16 protein-coding genes are annotated in these 18991 nt (G+C 60.9%); 6 read left to right on the forward strand and 10 right to left on the reverse strand.

Going from position 1 to position 18991, the window contains the following annotated elements:
• Nucleotides 1-19 precede the first annotated feature (19 nt).
• From B3I26_RS06990 to B3I26_RS07010, 5 genes are all read right to left on the reverse strand, one after another.
• Nucleotides 20-961 carry an ABC transporter substrate-binding protein gene (locus B3I26_RS06990; RefSeq protein WP_296256397.1) on the reverse strand — a complete coding sequence of 314 codons (942 nt, stop codon included), beginning with the start codon at nt 959-961 and terminating at the stop codon, nt 20-22.
• 54 nt (nt 962-1015) lie between these two features.
• Nucleotides 1016-2008, reverse strand: coding sequence for an ABC transporter permease subunit (locus B3I26_RS06995; protein WP_296256399.1), 993 nt, complete (start codon nt 2006-2008; stop codon nt 1016-1018).
• A 113-nt stretch (nt 2009-2121) separates the two neighbouring features.
• Nucleotides 2122-3684: a sugar ABC transporter ATP-binding protein gene (locus tag B3I26_RS07000; protein WP_296256400.1), complete on the reverse strand. Its 1563-nt coding sequence runs from the start codon at nt 3682-3684 to the stop codon at nt 2122-2124.
• Nucleotides 3685-4065: 381 nt separating this feature from the next.
• Nucleotides 4066-4866, reverse strand: a complete 801-nt coding sequence (gene blaOXA, locus B3I26_RS07005; RefSeq protein WP_296256402.1) for a class D beta-lactamase — start codon at nt 4864-4866, stop codon at nt 4066-4068.
• A 345-nt stretch (nt 4867-5211) separates the two neighbouring features.
• Nucleotides 5212-7575 (reverse strand): DNA polymerase II, encoded by a 2364-nt coding sequence (locus B3I26_RS07010; protein ID WP_296256405.1) that lies wholly within the window; start codon nt 7573-7575, stop codon nt 5212-5214.
• Nucleotides 7576-7753: 178 nt separating this feature from the next.
• Between B3I26_RS07010 and B3I26_RS07015 the strand changes: the two genes are divergently transcribed.
• On the forward strand, nt 7754-8992 hold the full coding sequence (locus B3I26_RS07015) for a M20/M25/M40 family metallo-hydrolase (RefSeq protein ID WP_296256406.1): 1239 nt from the start codon (nt 7754-7756) through the stop codon (nt 8990-8992).
• A 105-nt stretch (nt 8993-9097) separates the two neighbouring features.
• On the opposite strand, the gene B3I26_RS07020 is transcribed toward B3I26_RS07015, so the two are convergent.
• Nucleotides 9098-10279 (reverse strand): aspartate aminotransferase family protein, encoded by a 1182-nt coding sequence (locus B3I26_RS07020; protein ID WP_296256408.1) that lies wholly within the window; start codon nt 10277-10279, stop codon nt 9098-9100.
• 98 nt (nt 10280-10377) lie between these two features.
• On the opposite strand from B3I26_RS07020, the gene B3I26_RS07025 reads away from it, so the two are divergent.
• A complete protein-coding gene (locus B3I26_RS07025; RefSeq protein ID WP_296256409.1) occupies nt 10378-11280 on the forward strand; it encodes a LysR family transcriptional regulator in 903 nt (300 codons plus the stop codon).
• Nucleotides 11281-11312: 32 nt separating this feature from the next.
• On the opposite strand, the gene B3I26_RS07030 is transcribed toward B3I26_RS07025, so the two are convergent.
• Nucleotides 11313-11783, reverse strand: a complete 471-nt coding sequence (locus B3I26_RS07030; protein WP_296256411.1) for a RidA family protein — start codon at nt 11781-11783, stop codon at nt 11313-11315.
• Nucleotides 11784-12186: 403 nt separating this feature from the next.
• Here B3I26_RS07030 and B3I26_RS07035 point away from each other — a divergent pair, with 403 nt between their 5' ends.
• Nucleotides 12187-13110: a hypothetical protein gene (locus B3I26_RS07035; protein WP_296256413.1), complete on the forward strand. Its 924-nt coding sequence runs from the start codon at nt 12187-12189 to the stop codon at nt 13108-13110.
• A 1-nt stretch (nt 13111) separates the two neighbouring features.
• Here B3I26_RS07035 and B3I26_RS07040 read toward each other — a convergent pair whose 3' ends face one another.
• Complete coding sequence (locus B3I26_RS07040; RefSeq protein ID WP_296256415.1) at nt 13112-13429, reverse strand: class I SAM-dependent methyltransferase; 318 nt, start codon at nt 13427-13429, stop codon at nt 13112-13114.
• Nucleotides 13430-13749: 320 nt separating this feature from the next.
• A complete protein-coding gene (locus B3I26_RS07045; protein ID WP_296256417.1) occupies nt 13750-15171 on the reverse strand; it encodes a transglycosylase SLT domain-containing protein in 1422 nt (473 codons plus the stop codon).
• A gap of 185 nt (nt 15172-15356) precedes the next feature.
• On the opposite strand from B3I26_RS07045, the gene B3I26_RS07050 reads away from it, so the two are divergent.
• The 3 genes from B3I26_RS07050 to B3I26_RS07060 all read left to right on the forward strand — a co-directional run bounded on the left by B3I26_RS07050 (nt 15357) and on the right by B3I26_RS07060 (nt 18125).
• Nucleotides 15357-16175, forward strand: coding sequence for a TatD family hydrolase (locus B3I26_RS07050; protein WP_296256419.1), 819 nt, complete (start codon nt 15357-15359; stop codon nt 16173-16175).
• Between the two features lie 162 nt (nt 16176-16337).
• A complete protein-coding gene (locus B3I26_RS07055; RefSeq protein WP_296256421.1) occupies nt 16338-17657 on the forward strand; it encodes a methyl-accepting chemotaxis protein in 1320 nt (439 codons plus the stop codon).
• A 246-nt stretch (nt 17658-17903) separates the two neighbouring features.
• Nucleotides 17904-18125: a hypothetical protein gene (locus tag B3I26_RS07060; RefSeq protein ID WP_296256423.1), complete on the forward strand. Its 222-nt coding sequence runs from the start codon at nt 17904-17906 to the stop codon at nt 18123-18125.
• 49 nt (nt 18126-18174) lie between these two features.
• Here the strand turns inward: B3I26_RS07060 and B3I26_RS07065 are convergent, their stop codons facing one another.
• Nucleotides 18175-18969, reverse strand: a complete 795-nt coding sequence (locus tag B3I26_RS07065) for an acyl-CoA thioesterase (protein WP_296256424.1) — start codon at nt 18967-18969, stop codon at nt 18175-18177.
• Between the last annotated feature and the right edge of the window lie 22 nt (nt 18970-18991).

Below are 18991 nucleotides of genomic sequence, written 5' to 3' on the forward strand. Positions count from 1 at the left end.
ACGCCTCCTTCCCTGCGTTTCAGTGTTTGCTCGACCAGCCGGTATAGGAGCCGATATTGTCGCGGGTGATCAGTTTGGGCGTGAGCTGAGTCACCGCCTCGGCCGGTTTCTTGTCATTGAGCAGGTCATTGCCGATCACCACCGCTTGCTGGGCCATGGCCCACGGATCCTGACTGGCCGAAGCCTGAATCGAGGATTCGGATTTCAAGGCATGCTCGATGTCCGGCGCGCCGTCGACCGAGGTCATCACGATGCCGCTGCGCTTGAGCTGTCTGGCCGCCAGGTCGCTGCCGATGGCCTGCGGGTCGTTGATTGCGAACAGGCCGTCGATTTTCGGGAAGCGTGTCAGGTAGCCCTGCATCGCATTCAGGCCGCCGTCGCGCGAACCCTTGGCGTCCTGATCGTCGGACAACACCTTGATCTGCGGCGCCGCAGCGAAGGCCGTTTTGCAGCCCGTCACCCGATCGGTTACCGCCGTCACCTGCGGGCCGTTTTCGATGATTACGTTGCCCGTGCCGGAAAGCTTGTCGACGATGAACTGACACGCCAGCCTGCCGGCTTCGACGTTATCGGTCTGCACGGTTGCATCCACGCCAGCGGCGCTGACATCGACCGCGACTACCTTGATGCCTGCGGCCTGGGCTTTCCTGATCGCCGAGGCGATGGCTTTCGGGTCCACGGCGTTGATCAGGATCAGGTCCACGCCGGCGGCGATGAAGTTGTCGATCTGCGAAAACTGTTTGCTCAGGTCGTAATCGGCGGACACCGAGGTGACCTTGGCATTGGGGTTGATTTCCAGTGCCTTAGCCTTGGCGCCGTCGGCCAGGGTCACGAAATACGGGTTGCCAAGCGAACCGAGGCTGATGCCCACCGCTTTCAGTTCACGGGCCGCCACGCCTTGGGACAACAGCGCCGCCAGGCACAGGGATACCGCAACAGGAAATGTGCGTTTAACGTTCATGCTTTCTCTCTTGTGATTATTGTTTGAGCGATTATTTGAAACACGAGACCCCACTCAAGTGCGTGCACCTGACTGACGATACCGATCCAGCGCCACCGCGCCGATGATCACGATGCCCTTGATGATGTACTGCCAGATGTCCGAGACGCCGAGCAGCACCAGGCCATTGGTCAACACCGCAATGATCAGGGCGCCGATCAGGGTGCCGCCGATGGTGCCGACACCCCCGGTGAAACTCGTGCCGCCCAGAATTACCGCCGCGATGGCGTCCAGTTCGTATGACTGCCCCAACTGCAAGCCGTTGGCCGCAAACAGCCGTGACGCACTCATCACCGCGCCCAATCCCGCCAGCGCACCGGAAACGGCATAGACGAACAGCAGCACTTTCCACACCTTGATCCCGGACAGGCGCGCGGCTTCCGGGTTACCGCCCACCGAATAGATCTGTACCCCCATGACGGTGCGGCGCAGGATGAACCAGGACACTGCAATGACGGCCACGGCGATGATCACCAGCCACGGCACGCCGAGCACCGAATCGTTACCGATGAAGGCAAAGGGCAGGTCGGGGTTGAACACGGTTTTGTCGTCGGCCAGTAAACGCGCCAACCCGCGCATCGCCGTCAGCGCGCCGAGGGTGACGATGAACGGTGGCAGGCGCATGAAGGCGATCAAACCGCCATTGACCAGGCCCAGCAACAACCCGAAACCGACCCCGGCGGCGATGCCGAGCATGCCCCATTGCGGTGACATCGAGGCCTGCAAGGCCACCACGGCGGAGGCGGCGAGAATCGCCCCCACAGACAGGTCGATGCCCGCAGTCAGAATCACGAAGGTCATGCCGGCGGCGAGCACCACATTGACCGAGGCTTGCTGGGTGATGATCGACAGGTTCTGCCAGCTCATGAAGCTGTCGGTCATCAGCGCAAAACCCACCAGCAACAGAATCAGAACGGGCAGCATGCCGATGGTGCGCATCAGTTCACGTACACGCTCGCGCTTGCTGACGACGGCCACGGTGGGCGAGTTTTCCAGGGGCAGACTCATGACCTGAGGTCCTTGTTTTTGTTATTGAAAAAAAGTGCTCGGATGATTCCTGTAGCAGTCCGGCCCGCCGACAATGGCGACGCTGAACAGGCCACCGCCAGCAAGCCGAACCGCTACGAAGCCCCGAACGCCAGAGACTGCGCCTGCGCGCCCCCCGTCGCCAGATCGATGATCCGCTCCTGGGAAATCGCCTGCCCCGACGCCCCGCCGACCTCGGCCACCAATTGCCCTTCGCGCATGATCAGCACGCGATCGCAGGTGCCGATGATTTCCGGCAACTCGCTGGAAATCACCACGATGCCGACGCCGGCCTTGGCCAACTCGTTGATGATCCGGTAAATCTCGGACTTCGAGCCGATGTCCACACCACGAGTGGGCTCGTCGAGGATCAGCACATGAGGCTTGACCTCCAGCAAACGCGCCAAAAGGACTTTCTGCTGGTTACCACCGGACAGCGCGCCGACGTTGACCTTGCCCGAGGCGACGCGAATCGACAGCGAACGAATCGCCTGCACGGCCCGCTGCGCGCCACGAACACGGTCCAGCACACCACCGGCACGGGCGTCCGGCACACAGGCACAAACGTTGATGTTGTCGCGCACACTCATGTCGAGAAACAGGCCCTGAGCCTTGCGATCTTCAGTCAGGTAAACCACCCCCGCAGCGATGGCGTCGGTCGGGCTGCGCAGTTCGGAAACGGTTTTGCCAGCCACCTCCAGGGTTCCGGAGGTGCGCGGGTCGGCCGCGAAAATCAGCCGCGCCAGTTCGGTCCGCCCTGCCCCGACCAACCCGGCGATGCCCAACACTTCGCCGGCATGCAGCTCGAAGCTGCAAGGTCTGACTCGTTTGCCATCGGCCATGTTCTGCACGCGCATCACCACCGCGCCGGGGTCGTAAGGCGCGTGCTCCTTCTTGTAGAACCCGGACAGGTCGCGGCCAACCATCATCTTCACCAACGCATCCGCCGACAGTCCGTCGCGTTGCAACATGCCGACGTATTCGCCGTCGCGCAGCACCGATACCCGGTCGGACAACTCATAGATTTCCGCCATGCGGTGACTGATGTAAATGATCGCCAAACCCTGGTCTCGCAACTGCTTGATCAATGCGAACAGCCGGTCGGTCTCTCTTGATGACAGCGGTGTGGTCGGCTCGTCCATCACCAGGATCTTCGCCCTGGCGTGCAACGCGCGGGCAATTTCCACCAGTTGGCGCTCAGCGATCGACAGCACGCTGACCTTGGTCGATGGTCTGAAATCCGCCCCCAGACGCACGAGCACCTCGACACAACCGGCTTCCATCGCCTTGCGATCGATGCTCCAGCCGCGCCGCAGCTCGCGGCCCAAATAAATGTTCTCGGCAACGCTGAGATTCGGGCACAGGCTTAACTCCTGATAAATCACCGCGATGCCCTCGGCTTTCGCCGTCAGCGGATCGAACGCCACCAGCCTTTTCCCACCGATGAGAATCTCGCCCCCGGCATCGGCCTGATACGCACCCGACAGAATTTTCATCAGCGTCGATTTGCCGGCGCCGTTCTCACCCATCAGCGCATGGACTTCACCGGCATACACTTTCAGGGCAACATTTTTCAGCACGCGCAGGCCATTGAAGGTCTTGGAAATAGCGTTCATTTCCAGCACGGGCAAGGGGTGTTCGGCAAGGGCGGCACTCATCGAAGAGTGTCCGAAGCGGCAAGGCGTGGCGCGCCGGGCACAGGAAAAACAGGGGACGGTACAGCGGATGAGCTGTGCATGGGTATCTCCGAGTTCTTGTTCTTATGTTGGGGTCGCCTCGTTGCGGGCGACGCTCGGGAAATGCTGTGAAACACTCTAGACCAGCTGAATCGATTCACGCAAGCGCTTGCTTTTTGCGCCGACGCAAACCCGACAAAACGTCGATCCGCAGACTCTTTCCAGTGCCGGGCCGTAATCTCAGACCGTATTGATCAACGAGGGTCGGCAGTTCCAGCGCCATGGCGCCTGATCGCCGCTGGCCGTCCGCACAGACAAGGCTTAATCCTGGACGCAGAGTGAGCAGGTAAATTCACAAGGGCCTCATTGCGCCAATTGAGGAAATTCACTGAGGAACTTGTCTCTTACTCGCACCCCCGCAGCCACGCTATGAGGCTCATCGTCTTGCTCAAGCTGAACAAAGGCCAAGACGCGATCTCCTTTTTTTGCCCATCCTACAAACCAACCGTACCCGTGCGCCTCATCACTTACACCGTCAGCATTTCGGGGAAAGGCAGTGCCCGTTTTCCCGTGAATTTCCCATCCCTCCGGGCGGGCATCGACCAGGAATATATGGGATGTCATTGCGAGCGCTTTGGCACTGACTGGCAGGTCACCTCTGGCCAATTTCTCCTGGAAGCGAAGTTGCTCCAGCGGGGAGATTTTCAACGAGGAGCTGATCCACGCGCGATCAAGCCCGTTGGATTTGCCTGGATCACCTGATAGATCCGCATTACCAAACTCGAATGAACGCGCGTACTTTTCTACCCGCAGGGCTCCCAGCGCATGCGTGATTCGTCCCGAATACCAGACAACCGAATATTTTATCCATCTCGCAGGATCGGTTGGCTGTCGCCAGTTCGCACCGCCCCAGTCTGGCTCGCCGGCTTTATATTCCAGGACGGGCGTGTGCTTATCCTGGAGAAAACCGGAATCGAACCCCATCAAGCTGATCGCCAGCTTAAACGTAGAAGCAAGTGTTACCCGCTGTGAGCAGGTGCCAACCTGCTGAAGAATAACGCCTGTTTTCACGTTGCTGACCAGCGTGCAAACTGGAGCAGCCTGCGCACGGGGTAGCAACGACCCCAGCAAACCGATGACGACGAGCGATTTATATATCCACATTCATTCGGGTCCTTTCAGATTGGGTCGTCAATGGTCCCGCAGTATCCACGGGCTCATCACACCAAACACGCCTTGCGTCGTTAAGCGGGCGTCCAATCAGGCCGCCGCAGTTCCATGATCTGATTCGCCAACCGCGTCAGCATGTCCATCGCATAGACATACGGATCGTGCCTATTCCTGCGTGTGGAGTGGACGTCAATGTTAATCACTGCCGCTCTGCTAACGCATACGTCGCAAGCCTGTCCGCCCTGATGCCCGCCGACGGCCTTGCCAGACACTGCCGGTGCCAGGAAGCGTAGGGGTGTGAGGTGCCGGTCGGACGCCCTGTTCCATTACCAAGCTGGCTCAAAACAGCCCCATCTGCCCGCCAATCAACGTGCCGAAATCGTCCTGCACAAACGGCAGGATCGCGTCGGCGATCGGTTGCAGTTGCCGGCTGATGTAATGGTCATAGTCGATGGGGGCGCTGCGCACTTCCAGAGGTTCGGGGCCGACCACGCTGATCACGTAGCTGATCCAGCCGCGATTCTGGTACTGCAGCGGGCGGCCGTGCTGGCGGTTGTAGTCGTCGGCGATGCGTGCGGCGCGCACATGGGGCGGAACGTTGCGCTCGTAGTCGTCCAACGGCCGGCGCAGGCGTTTGCGGTAGATGAGCTGGTCGTCCATTTCCCCGGCCAGGGTGCGACGCACATAGTCGCGCACGTAATCCTGGTAGGGCCGGTTATTGAAGATGCGCAGGTACAATTCCTTTTGGAAATCCTGCGCCAGTGGCGACCAGTCGGTGCGTACCACTTCCAGGCCCTTGTAGACCATTTCATCTTCGCCATTGGCGCGGGTGACCAACCCGGCGTAGCGCTTTTTGCTGCCCTCCTCGGCGCCGCGGATGGTCGGCATCAGGAAGCGTTTGAAGTGGGTTTCAAATTGCAATTCCAGTGCACTCTCCAAGCCATAGTCGTCACGTATGTGCTCACGCCACCAGTCGTTGACGCCTTTGACCAACGCCTTGCCGAGCTGCGCGGCCTCTTGCTGGCCATGGGGCCGTTTGAGCCAAACGAACGTGGAATCGGTATCGCCGTAAATCACCTCGTAACCTTGGGCTTCGATGAGTTGGCGGGTCTGGCGCATGATCTGATGCCCGCGCAGGGTGATGGACGACGCCAGCCGCGTATCGAAGAAGCGGCAGCCGCTGGAGCCCAGCACGCCGTAGAAGGCGTTCATGATGATCTTCAACGCCTGGGACAGCGGTGCATTGCCGTCGCGCTTGGCTACCTCGCGCCCTTGCGCCACCCGCGCGACGATGGCCGGCAGGCAGTGACGGGTACGGGAGAAACGTGCGCCACGAAAGCCTTCCACCGACTCGCTGTCATCCGGGTGCCTGAGCCCTTCGATCAGCCCCACCGGATCGATGAGAAAGCTGCGGATGATCGACGGGTACAGGCTTTTGTAGTCCAGCACCAGCACCGATTCGTATAGCCCCGGACGCGAATCCATGACGAAACCGCCAGGGCTGGCCTCAGGCATGCGCTCGCCCAGGTTAGGCGCGACGAACCCCTTGCGATGCATCAGCGGCATGTACAGATGCTCGAACGCTGCCACCGAGCCACCGCTTCTATCCGCTGGCAGACCGGTGACGGTGGCGCGTTCGAGGAGGAAGGTCAGCAGTTCGGTCCTGGCGAAGATCCGCGTGACCAGCTCGCAGTCCTTTAGGTTGTAGCGCGCCAGCGCGGGCTTGTCCTCGGCGAACATGCGGTTGATTTCGTCCATGCGCTGGTAAGGATTGTCGATGGCCTTGCCTTCGCCCAGCAAAGTCTGCGAGACGTTTTCCAGGCTGAACGAGGGGAAACTCCAGGTGGCCGAACGCAGGGCCTCGATGCCGTCGATGATCAAGCGCCCGGCGACCGATGCGAAGAAATGGCTATTGCGGGCCCCGTGCTCGCGCCAGCCCATCGCCTCGCCATCGCGCCCTAACTGCAACGGGATGTTCAGCCGCCGGGAATGCTCGTGCAGGACGCGCAGGTCGAACTGCACCACATTCCAGCCGATGATCGCATCGGGGTCGTGCAGCGCCATCCATTCGTTGAGCCTTTGCAGCAACTGTCCGCGGCTGTCGCAGTAGTCGAACTTGAAGTCGACCTGTGAGGCGTCACCATTGGCCGGCCCGAGCATGTACACCTGGCGTTCGCCACAGCCTTGCAGGGCGATGGAATACAGCTCGCCACGTTCGGTGGTTTCGATGTCCAGGGAGACCAGTTTAAGCTGCGGACGATAGCCCGGAGCAGGCTTCATTTGCGCGTCCAGCCACACGCCGCTGGCATCCGGCGTGCCGCTGAAATACACCGGCGCGGTGATGAAACGTTCCATCAGGTAGCGCTCAGGCGGACGCACGTCGGCTTCATAGACATCGACACTGGCCTGACGCAGGTCCTTTTCCAGGTTCATCAACTGGCGGTGCTGATGAGTGTAAAGGCCCAGCACGGGTCGGTGACGGAAGTCACACAGCTGCAGCGTCTTGAGTTCCACGCCCTTCTCTTGACGCAGCACCGCTTCGGCGCGCTCGCGGTGCTGCGCCGGAATGAACGCCGTGGATATCTGCAATGGCAGGCGCACGTGCCGCGGGCCGTCGTCGGTCGCCAACCAGAAGTCGACCTCGGTGCCCGCTTGCGTGTCTCGCCAATGTCGGGTCAGGACAAAACCCTGCTGTAAATCCACCGCTGCAACCTCGAAAACTCGTTTTTCAAGGCACGATTCTACGGCGATCGGCGTGGGAAAGCCCGCTGTCTGCTGCACCTGACCACACCGAAGGAAAGACTGAAGACAGCGCTTGGGGGAACCATGCCAACTCGTCGACTATCAGAACATCACTCGCACACCTTCTGAGGGATCCAGCATGCTCGTTCGACGTACTTCCCTGGCGACCGCCGTTGCCGCCGCGTTCTTCTGCTCACTGGCCGTCTCGGCCGAACTGCCCGCCGAACAATTGCTCAAACAAGCCGAAGCCGAACAGAAGCCGTATCTGGCCACGGTCAAGCAACTGGTGGACATCGACACCGGCACCGGTCAGGCGCCGGGACTCAAGACCGTGAGCGAAGTGTTGGTCGAGCGTCTGAAGGCCTTGGGGGCGACAGTGGAAACCACCCCGGCCACGCCATCGGCGGGGGACAACATCGTCGGCACGATCAAGGGCAATGGCACCAAGACCTTCCTGCTGATGATTCACTACGACACGGTGTTCGGCCCGGGTACCGCTGCCAAGCGGCCCTGGCGCGTGGAGGGTGATCGCGCTTACGGCCCCGGCGTAGCAGATGCCAAGGGTGGCGTGGCGATGGTGCTGCACGCGCTGAAACTGCTGCAGGATCAGGAATTCAAGGATTTCGGCACCATCACGGTGCTGTTCAACCCGGATGAGGAAACCGGTTCTGCAGGTTCAAAGAGCATCATCGCCGAGCTTGCGCGCAAGCATGATTACGTTTTTTCTTACGAGCCGCCGGACAAGGACGCCGTGACCGTCGCCACCAACGGCATCAATGGGGTGTTCGTCGACGTCAAGGGCAAGTCCTCCCATGCAGGCTCCGCCCCGGAAGCTGGCAGGAACGCCGCCATGGAACTGGCGCACCAACTGGTTCAGCTCAAGAATCTGGGGAGCCAGGCCAAAGGTACGACGGTGAACTGGACCCTGCTCAAGGGCGGCGAAAAGCGCAACATCATCCCGGCCAGCGCTGCGGCCGAAGGCGATATGCGCTATTCGGACCTCAGCGAGTCGAACCGGGTGCTGGCCGACGGTCAGCGTATCGTGCAAAACAAGCTGATCGATGGCACCGAGGTGACCTTCCGCCTCGACAAGGGCCGTCCGCCGCTGGTAAGAAATCCGGCCACCGAAGATCTCGCCAAAACCGCGCAGGCCCTCTACGGCAAGATTGGCCGCCGCCTCGAACCGATCGCCATGCGCTTCGGCACTGACGCGGGCTACGCCTATGTGCCGGACAGCCAGAAACCCGCCGTGCTGGAAACCATGGGCGTGGTCGGCGCCGGGCTGCACGCCGATGATGAATACGCGGAACTGTCGAGTATTGCGCCGAGGTTGTACCTGACGGTGGCGATGATCATGCAGTTGTCGGGTTCAAAGTGAACGGATGAGGCCATGCGCAAAGCGGTCTACTGCATCAGCATGGCTGGCCGGCGGTGATGTTATGAGCATCGCAACCGCCGGCAGGCAGGAAGGTAACGGGGATTATCATGTCACCCTGTTGCCCAACACGCCCACTACCGCATTCACGATCCGTTCGACATCTTTCTCCCCGATGATCAACGGCGGCAGCAACCTGATCGTCTGACCCCGCGTGATGTTGATCAGCACGCCATGGTCCCGTGCAGCCGCCAGGCACAGGTCGCGAATCGGCCTGATCAGCTCGATGCCGACCATCAACCCCAGCCCACGAATCTGCACCACGTCCGGATGCCCGGCCAGTTCATCGCGCAGGCGTGTCAGGAGCCGTTCGCCCTGCGCTGCAGCGTTGTTCAGCAGGCCCTGTCGTTCAACGATATCCAGCACCGTACAGGCCACCCGGCACGCCAGCGGATTACCGCCGAAAGTGCTGCCATGGCTGCCAGGGGTAAATAACCGCGCCACTTCGGCCGATGCCAGGCATGCGCCGATCGGGATGCCATTACCCAGCGCCTTGGCCAGGGTCATGACGTCCGGTACGATGCCCTCGTGCTGGAATGCGAACCAGCGCCCGGTGCGACCGATGCCGGTCTGGATTTCGTCGAGCATCATCAACCAGGCATTGGCGCTGCAATGCGCACGCAACGCCTTCAGGTAACCGGCTGGCGGTACGCTCACGCCCCCTTCGCCCTGAACCGGCTCAAGCATCACCGCGACGATGCGCTCGCCATGGGCCTGGGTTGCCTGCTTGATGGCATCCATGTCGCCGAACGGCACTTTGACGAATGCTTCGGTCATCGCTTGGTAACCCAGGCGCACGGTCCCGTTGTCGCTGGCCGAAAGTGTGCCGAGGGTGCGACCGTGAAACGCATTCTCCATGACCACTACCAGCGGTCGCTCGATGCCTTTGGCCCAGCCGTACAGCCGCGCGAGTTTAAGCGCCGTTTCGTTGGCTTCGGCACCGGAATTATTGAAGAACGCCTGCTCCAGCCCCGACAACCGCGTCAACTTGCCCGCCAGCTGCTGTTGCCAGTCGATCCGGTAGTGGTTGGAAGTGTGCAACAGCAACCCGGCCTGCTCGGTGATCGCCGAGACGATCCACGGGTGGCTGTGACCGACGCCCGTTACCGCGATCCCCGCCACCGCGTCCAGGTACTGACGCCCGGTTTCGTCCCAAAGCTGCATACCTTCGCCTCTGACGAAACTCAAGGGCAGCGGTATGTAGGTATTCATCAGGCAGGCAGCGGTCATGTCCGTAGTTCCATCACAGGGTATGGCAGCAGTATGGTTAACGGCTTTTACTGTATAAAGATCGACTTTCTTCAGTGACTTTAAAGCAGAGCTTGATAATGGACGTTTTTCAGGCAATGGCGGTGTTTGTGAAAGTAGTGGAAACCGGCAGCCTGACCGCCGCCGCACGCCAGTGTGAAATGTCGACAACCATGGTCGGCAACCACCTCAAGGCGTTGGAGCAACGTCTGGGCGTGAGCCTGTTACAGCGTACGACGCGTCGCCAGAACCTGACGGAGTTCGGCCTGCAGTACTATCGCCGCTGTGTCGAAGTCTTGGGGCTGGTCAACGATGCGCAGCGCATGGCAGAACACGCCCAGACCCAACCCAGCGGCACCCTGCGCCTCACCGCGCCGCCTGCATTCGGCGCCGAACGCCTGGCGCCCATGCTCAGCGACTTCACCCAGCGCTATCCAGAACTCAAGGTCGAGGTGGTGCTGAGCAATCAATTGATGGACCTGATCGAGCACGGCTTCGATGCGGCGATCCGCCTGGGGATTCCCGAGCCGTCGGCGCTGATTGCCAGGCCGTTGCAGGACTACACCCTGACCATCTGCGCCTCCCCGGATTACCTCAAACGTCGCGGCACACCGCGAATCGCCGATGATCTGCGCGATCACCATTGCCTGGCCTTCGCCTACTCCGCAGGCGACGACTGGCGGGCCGCCGACAAGCTATGGAAGCTGACCGGTCCACAAGGCGTGACGGAAATTCCGGTGTCCGGCCCGATGATCGTCAACAGTTCGCCAGCACTGCGGCAGGCAGCACTGGCGGGCATGGGCGTGGCAATGTTGCCGGATGTGCTGATCAGCGAGGATCTAAAGGCCGGGCTCCTGGTGCCACTGCTGCAGGATTACCAGCCTCCCAGTCGACCCATGTGGCTGCTATACCCGCAGGATCGTTACCGGTTGCCCAAGGTCCGTCACTTTGTGCAGAGCGCGTTGGCAGCCTGGGGAAAATGACCGTGCTGCTGCGCCGCACTACGCGGCCGCTTCTACCCAGCCACCGCAATCAGATCCAGCTCCACCGTCGCATTTTTCGGTAACTGGTACACCCCTACCGAGCTACGGGTATGAGCCCCGACCTCGCCGAACACGAAAAACAGCAACTCAGAGGCGCCATCCGCGACTTCGCTCTGCTGGGTGAAGCTGTCGGTGCACTGCACGAACAGCGTCATGCGCAGCACTCGCTTGACCCTGTCGAGGCTGCCCAGGCTGCGTTGCAACAAGGCAAGGGCGCGTAGCGCACTGATTTTTGCGCCCAATTGCGCCTGCTGCAGAGACACATCGGCACCTGCGCGCCCGGTGACCACGACGGTGTCGCCCACTCGCGGAATCTGGCCGCTGATGTAGACCTGATCTTCGTGGCGAACCAGGGGCACATAGTTGCCGCCGATCTTGATCTCGCCATCAACGTCATAACCAGACTGCTCACACGCCTGTTTGAAACGTAAATCACACGACATAGCCGGCCCTTGCATTGAGGGCGTGAACTGAGGAATTCACGCCCAGAGATTCCTACACCGTAATCCGTAACGGGCTGGAGGGTATTGGCAGACACAGATAGCGCCTAACGCCTCCTGTGTAAAGTCATTGACCCTAATCAAATGCGTTGAAGTTGGACATGCCCGGCGCTCGCGAATGACAACCCCTTGGACAAGCCGTTGGGCTCAGCGGCCAGGGGCAAACGGCTCATCCCACAGGAGGTTTGCGCAAAGGCCGCTACACAACATCCAGTAACGATGCGTGTTGCGATATCGAGTTGACCCCAGGCGGAGTTGAGGCAACTCTGTTCCACGAGTTTCAGGGCAAGGAATGCCCGGCGCACGCTTGCAGCGACGCGCCTTCACTACGTCAAGGACTGACTAAATGACTACCTTTCAAGGCAACACCGACGCGCCCGTTCATCTTCAATGGATGGCCCAGACCCCTAACCTTGAGCATCTGCGGATTGACGAACTGATCCTGCCAGGCTCACACAACTCGGGCAGCGACAAGCAATCGCCCAACTTCGGCGTACCTCAAGAGTACGCTCAGGACGTTTCGCCACTGGAGCAACTTCGTCACGGCATCCGGGTGCTCGACCTGCGAATCGCCGTTGACGAAAACTATCCGGAAGGCGACCCCGCCCGCTTCCAACTCTTCCACCTGACAAGCTCTGGCAGAACGGTCGCGGTCGACATCGTCGAAGCCGTTCGGGCGTTTTTCGCTGAACTGGAAAGCGACGGCACCGCGGCCCGGGAAATTCTTATTCTGGATTTTCATCAGTTCGAGGGGTTCACCGATCAGGCCCATGCGCAACTGCAGGCGCAGGTGTTCAATGAACTAGGAGGCCGGGTCATTCCGTTTGACATGCATCACTGGACGCTCGGGCAGATCTGGGAGCATCAGCCGGGCAGAAATGTGGTGGTCGCTTACAACTCCAGCAGCGTCGAAGAGCTGGGGTGGGACGGCGTCACCCAGCGCTGGCCCGGCGAGAACCTGTTCAATACCAACACCCTCAAAACCTTCGTCGATGACGTGTCCAAAGAACACAAAGCGCCTTTTTACCTGCAGGCGGTGCAGTGCGCGAAATATTCGCTGCCCTTCCATACCCCGAGCGACTTGAGTCATAAGATTGATCAATGGTTCGAATCGGTCGACGAGAACAGCTATATCCAGAATTTCTACATCATCAATACCGACTGGTCACTGCGCAGCCATTTGATCGCCAATTGTCGACATGCCAACGAGCTTCGAGGCGCTCGCAAGCTAAGCCATCCTGACGAACACCTGCAACCGACACGCCGCTGATTTAGCAACGGGTGATCAAACCCTGGCGTGCGATGCGCGTCAGGTGCCGGATCACCCCTTCGGCATGCTCGGCGGACGGCGCCTGGATCACAGCCAGGTCAAACTGGTCGTTGGCAAAGCCGGCAAGGGATTCGTCGACATCGATGAACCGGATGAGGAACGCATGAGGACCGTGCTGGCGGCGGGGCCAACCGTCGAGATAGCGCAGCAGCGTCGGCTGATGGGCACCGCCCAGGAGAATTTTCGGGTTGCTACGGTTGAATTGACTGGCAATGGGAGCCAGACGAACGAGGGGGCGCGGACTGGGGTTGCTGCTCATAGTGCGTTTTCTCTGCCTCAGTGTTGCGCTGGGCAGCGGCGAGAGGCAACACCGAACCAGCGCTTTAGCGGTATTTCGGTGACGTTCTCGACGACATCCGGCGCCCCGCAAGTAGCTGTTTAAATCGGCGCATGAGCGGCATCGTAGAGAAGCCGAAGGGGAATTGTCAATTGGCGGGGTGATCGTCCGCCAAGCGACAGCAGCGGATGATCATTCTTGCGCCATATGGGATAAGCCGGTGCTCGACCGCTATGCGTCATTGACGCGTCGGGCACCCGTCAGGCATTGGTGCGCTGCAGGGAATGCCCGGAAAGCATCGATCAATCTCTTGAGGCCACCTTGCGTGTCGAAGGACTCTCCAGTGAACTGCGCTCCTGGTCGTACGCCAGATAATACTTGTTCACACTGTTCACGTAGCTGACCACGTTCATCCCCGCCTGCTCCATCGCCACGCGTTCGACCTGAAAGAACCACTGATTCGGATTCAAGCCCTGCCGCCGGGCCTCGGCCCGCATTGCCTGAACTCGCTCAGGCCCCAGGTTGTATGCCGCAAGGGTGAACGCCATGCGCTCGCGCTCGTTAATGCGCGGGCTGGCAAAGAATTTGCGACGAATCATCGCCAGGTATTTGCTGGCGGCCTGCACATTGCCATCGACATCGCGAATGTTACCCACGCCAACCCGCTGCGCCGCCGACGGCGTGATCTGCAGCAGACCCGTGGCGCCGCTGCCGCCCTTGGCCACCGGGTTTAGGGCCGACTCTTTGAAGGCCAGCGCTGCCAGATCCAGCCAGTCCATCTTCTGCGCATCGGCGTGACGCTGAAGGGTAGGCCGCAATTTTTCCAGACGCTGACGGTCTTCCCGGGCCAACGGGTAATGCACGCGATAGAGGTCTTTATAGGCTTTTTGAAACGCCGCATCCTGGTTGGCCGGCGGCTCGTAAGTGTCGAGGAATCGGTCAACCGTGGCATGCAGCATGACGGCGTCTTTGCGCACGAACCACTTCATGTCCCCCGGATCGCTCAGCGCCAGGCTGCGGTCGACGCGCAATCTGGGCATAACCCGCACCCAGCGCTCGGCAATCGGTTGCTCGACCACAGTCAGGTGATAGATCCCGGCCTGGACCATTTCCAGCACGTCTTCCACGGCCAGGCTCGGATCGACCCATTCGATTTTGACCGGCGGTAGCTTGCGCAGCGCCAGCCTCTGATTGAGCTGCACGATCGCATCGTCCGCCACGCTACCACTGGCCAACATCAGCGTGCGACCCGACAGTTGCTCCGGGTGCTTGAGCACGCGCTCGCCACGTACGCCAACCACCACCAACGGCACGTGGCTGACCACCGGCGCGGTGGCATCGACGTACTGCGCGGCACTGGCGTCGAGCAACTCGCCGGGGGCAACCATGTCCCCTTCTCCGCGCTGCAGCGCGGCAAGCAGTTGATCCTTGGCTTTGGGAATCAGTTTGATCGAGACGTTCTGGCCATCCCGGGCATGGCCATTGAGGTACTTTTCGAAGGCTTGCAGGCGGCGATATTCGACGCCAATCGGCTCGCCCTGCACCTCGCCCGAGCTGTTGCGGCTCTGGTTGACCAGCACGCGCAGCACTTTGCTGCTGCGTATCGCGGCAAGGTCGCGAACCTGGGTTTTCTTGATAACCACCGGCGGCCCGGCGGGACGTGCCGACGCATGGGCCGGCACCATCAACAGGCACAGTAATGAAATCAGCGAGGCTCGGATCATTGACGCTCCGGGAAAATGCCGAAAAAACGGGCTTGAAGTCTGTGTCTGGCCGTCGCGCGGGGCTGCATGGACAAGGCAGTTGGTCACGACACAGGGATCTAATAATTCTAAGCAGTTGAACCTGCTTGTTTTTTATCGCTTCAATCGCTCTGGTATTCTTCTCGGCCTCCGGCCTGAGGTGAACCATGCATTTAATCGACATCGGCGTCAATCTTACGAACCCTTCATTCGCCTCCAAAGAACAGGAGGTGCTCGACCGCGCCTACGGGGCAGGCGTGGCGCAATTGATCCTCACCGGCACCAACGTCGACAGCAGTGAACAGGCGCTGCAGATGTGTCACCAACTGGACCAAAGCGCTCAGCGCTTGTTCAGCACCGCCGGGGTTCACCCCCATTCGGCGAGCGATTGGACAGCGCAGACCGAACAACAGTTGCAGGCGCTGCTCAAGGAGCCTTCGGTGGTCGCAGTGGGTGAATGCGGCCTGGATTTCAACCGCGACTTCTCCCCTCGCCCGCAACAGGAACAGGTGCTGCATGCCCAGTTGGCACTGGCTGCAACCTTGAATCTGCCAGTGTTTCTGCATGAACGCGAAGCCGACGAACGGCTGCTGGCGATCCTGCGCGAGTACCGCGATCACCTGCCCGGCGCGGTCATCCATTGTTTTACCGGCGAAAAACGTGCGCTGTTCAGCTACCTGGACATGGACCTGCACATCGGTATCACCGGCTGGATCTGCGACGAACGCCGGGGCACTCACTTGCATCCGCTGGTTCGCGAAATCCCCAGCGGCCGCCTGATGCTGGAAAGCGATGCGCCCTGGCTGCTCCCCCGCAGCCTGCGACCGAAGCCGAAGAACGGCCGCAATGAGCCAGCCTATCTGCCGGAGGTACTGCGGGAAGTGGCGCTGCACCGCGGTGAAACGCCCGAAGACGTTGCCGCGCACACCACGGCCTGCGCGCGTGCCTTCTTTTCACTGCCGATGCTCAACGAGTCCGCCCTGTAGCCGTATGGCTTAGCGACGCCCACCACCCTTGAAGCTGGTGCTAGATCGGCTAGCCTACCTTCGCCTTATCAAAGACTGATGCAGATCAACGCTTGGGACATGCACAGCTGAGAAACTAATGGCACCTTGCCTTATCACGTGCAATCACAGAAGAGCTTCCTCATGGGCCGCTGGTTGAGCAACATCTCGCTGAAATACAAATTCTGGGCGGTGAACGCCGTCGCGTTCTTCGCCCTTCTGCTGTTGGTGCTCTATGCGCTAAACCTTGAGCAAAAAAGCCGCGCCGAGGATGCCAGGGCGGCCGCGCAGGCTCACGCGCAGCTGCTGGCGGCCTGGCCGACCGGGCAATCGGTGCCCGATACCGCACAACTCATCGCCGCACCGTCGTTCAGGCAGGTGCTGACCGAACATTTCACTCATTACGCCATTGCCGTATTCGTCCTGATGCTGGCGATGCTCAGCGCCTCGCAGTTGCTGATCCGTTTCTTGCTGACCCACCTCAACACGCTCAAGGATGTGATGCTGCACGTTGAGCAAACCGGCGATCTGTCGGCGCGCGTTCCTCTGGTCTCCGAAGACGAAGTGGGGCAAATGGCCAAGGCCTTCAACGCCATGCAGACCAGCTATCAGCGTATCGTCGGCACTGTCGCACAATCGGCCGCGCGGCTGGACCAGGGTGCGGTGCACCTGGCCGCCGGCATGAGCGATGTACGCGAAGGCATGCTCGGCCAGCAAAGCGAAACCGATCAGGTGGCCACGGCAATCAACGAAATGACCGCCACGGTGTATCACATCGCCCAGCACGCCAGTGCCACGCGCGATCAGTCACAGAATGCCGACGCGTTGGCCGGCAGCGGCAAGGCAGTGGTGGATCGAGTGCAGACCTCGATCGCCGGCCTTTCCAGCGGCGTGCAGCAGACGGCAGGCATGATCCAGCGTCTGGCCGAGGACAGCCAGAAGATCAACGGCGTGGTCGGCGTGATTCACAGCATTGCCGAACAGACCAACCTGCTCGCGCTCAATGCCGCCATCGAGGCGGCCCGGGCTGGGGAAATGGGTCGCGGCTTTGCGGTGGTTGCTGACGAGGTGCGCAATCTGGCCAAACGCGTTCAGGCGTCCACCGACGAAATCACCCGCATGGTCGTGGCCTTGCAGGCCGGAACGCGCGACGCCGTAGACTTCATGCAGGAAAGCTCGTACAAGGCTGACGACTGCGTCCAGCAGGCGCAGGAGGCCGGGCAGGCCCTGGCGGCGATTACCGAGGCGGTGGCGCAGATGCGCGAGAGCAACACGCAGATCGCCGTGGCGGCGCAGCAGCAGAGTCAGGTCGCCGAGGAGATGAACCGGGCGGTGGTCAGTATTCGCGACGTCACCGAACGCACCGTGCGCCAGACCGTCGATTCGGCGAGCACCAGTGATGAGCTGGCGACATTGGCTGGCGAACTGAATACGGCAATCGGGCAGTTGAAGTCGCGCGGATAAAACGATCCGCTAACCTCGCTCCCTGCCGCAGCGACATGCCGGTGCCGCAACAGCGGCACCAGTGATCCCAGGACCGTCATCAGCGGCAGGCAGAGCGGTTTATGCGACCGAAGTGATCATGCCCCACCTGCTTTGCTCCTCCCTATGACACCGATAGCAAACCTCGATTCGCCGCCAGCCAGGTGGCGAGCCTACTCTGAGCCCATCGAAAACGGTTCTTATTCAGGCCAAGCAGAGGTAAGCACCATGTCAAAATTCATCTCCAACCTGCACCTCGACGATTTCTTCTCCGAGGCTCACACATCCGGCCTGTCGTCGAACCTGGTGCTGTCATCCCTGGCGTTTGCGCTGTCGATCGTTTCCGGCCTGTTGCTGCTGGACGGCGCACTGACTGCCAGCCTCACCAGCGCCGCTATCGGCGTTCTGGGCCTGATCGCAGCGCGGGCGATCAAAGGTGCAGGCCAGTAAGTTCTCGGGCAAGACGCCGGCGCTGCAACCCGTTGGCGAAACGTAACGCTCACCCGAACACGGTCACCGTCTGACGGCTGAGCGCAACCAGTTCCCCTGTCGGCGTCCACAGCCCCGCAGCGACATGACCGTAGCCATCGCGAGCGTGCTCGATCACCGCGCGGTATTGGGTCCAGTCATGGGTCGTCATGGCGGGCAATGGCTGCACGAACTCTATCGTCCAGGTCAACGAACTGCCGGGCGCCGGTTTGCTTAAATGAGGCAGTACCGCAGGCGGCCAGGTATCGACCAGCGCCAGCAAATGCGCCTCGGTCAGCGCCTCCAGCACAACGTCGTGCAAGCGGGCATAACCGCCGATGGCCGCAGACGGGGTGTTGCTGTACGGCAGTCCGCCCAAGGCCCAACGCATATCGATATAACGCAGGTATTCGGGCATCACGCCGGGAATGAACGGGAAATCCGCCACCTCCTCCACCGGCTTGAACCGGGGAGCAGGCTCGGCAGCTACCGCAATCGTCGATTCACGCGCAGCGCCGAAGCTGCCTTGAATCAGGGTGACCGTCTCACCGTTCTGCACCGCGCGCCCCAGAACCTGGCTGACCGCCTTGCCCTCGCGCAGGACTTCTACTTCGAACGAAATCGGCACATCAATCGCAGGCGGGCCGATGAACGAGATGGCCAGCGAGCGAACCGGCCGGTGCGACGCAACCTTTGCGCGCATGGCCTCGTATAGCAGGGCCGCCATCAGACCGCCGAAACAGGAGCGGCCCTGGGCCCAGGACGCGGGAATCGTCACCGCGCCGGGGTTGTCACGAACGGCGTCGAGCAAGTCGGAAAATGTCATGGGCACTCCACGGTTTCACAGG

Source organism: Pseudomonas sp. UBA5706 (assembly GCF_002419965.1).
Classification (GTDB): Bacteria; Pseudomonadota; Gammaproteobacteria; order Pseudomonadales; family Pseudomonadaceae; genus Aquipseudomonas.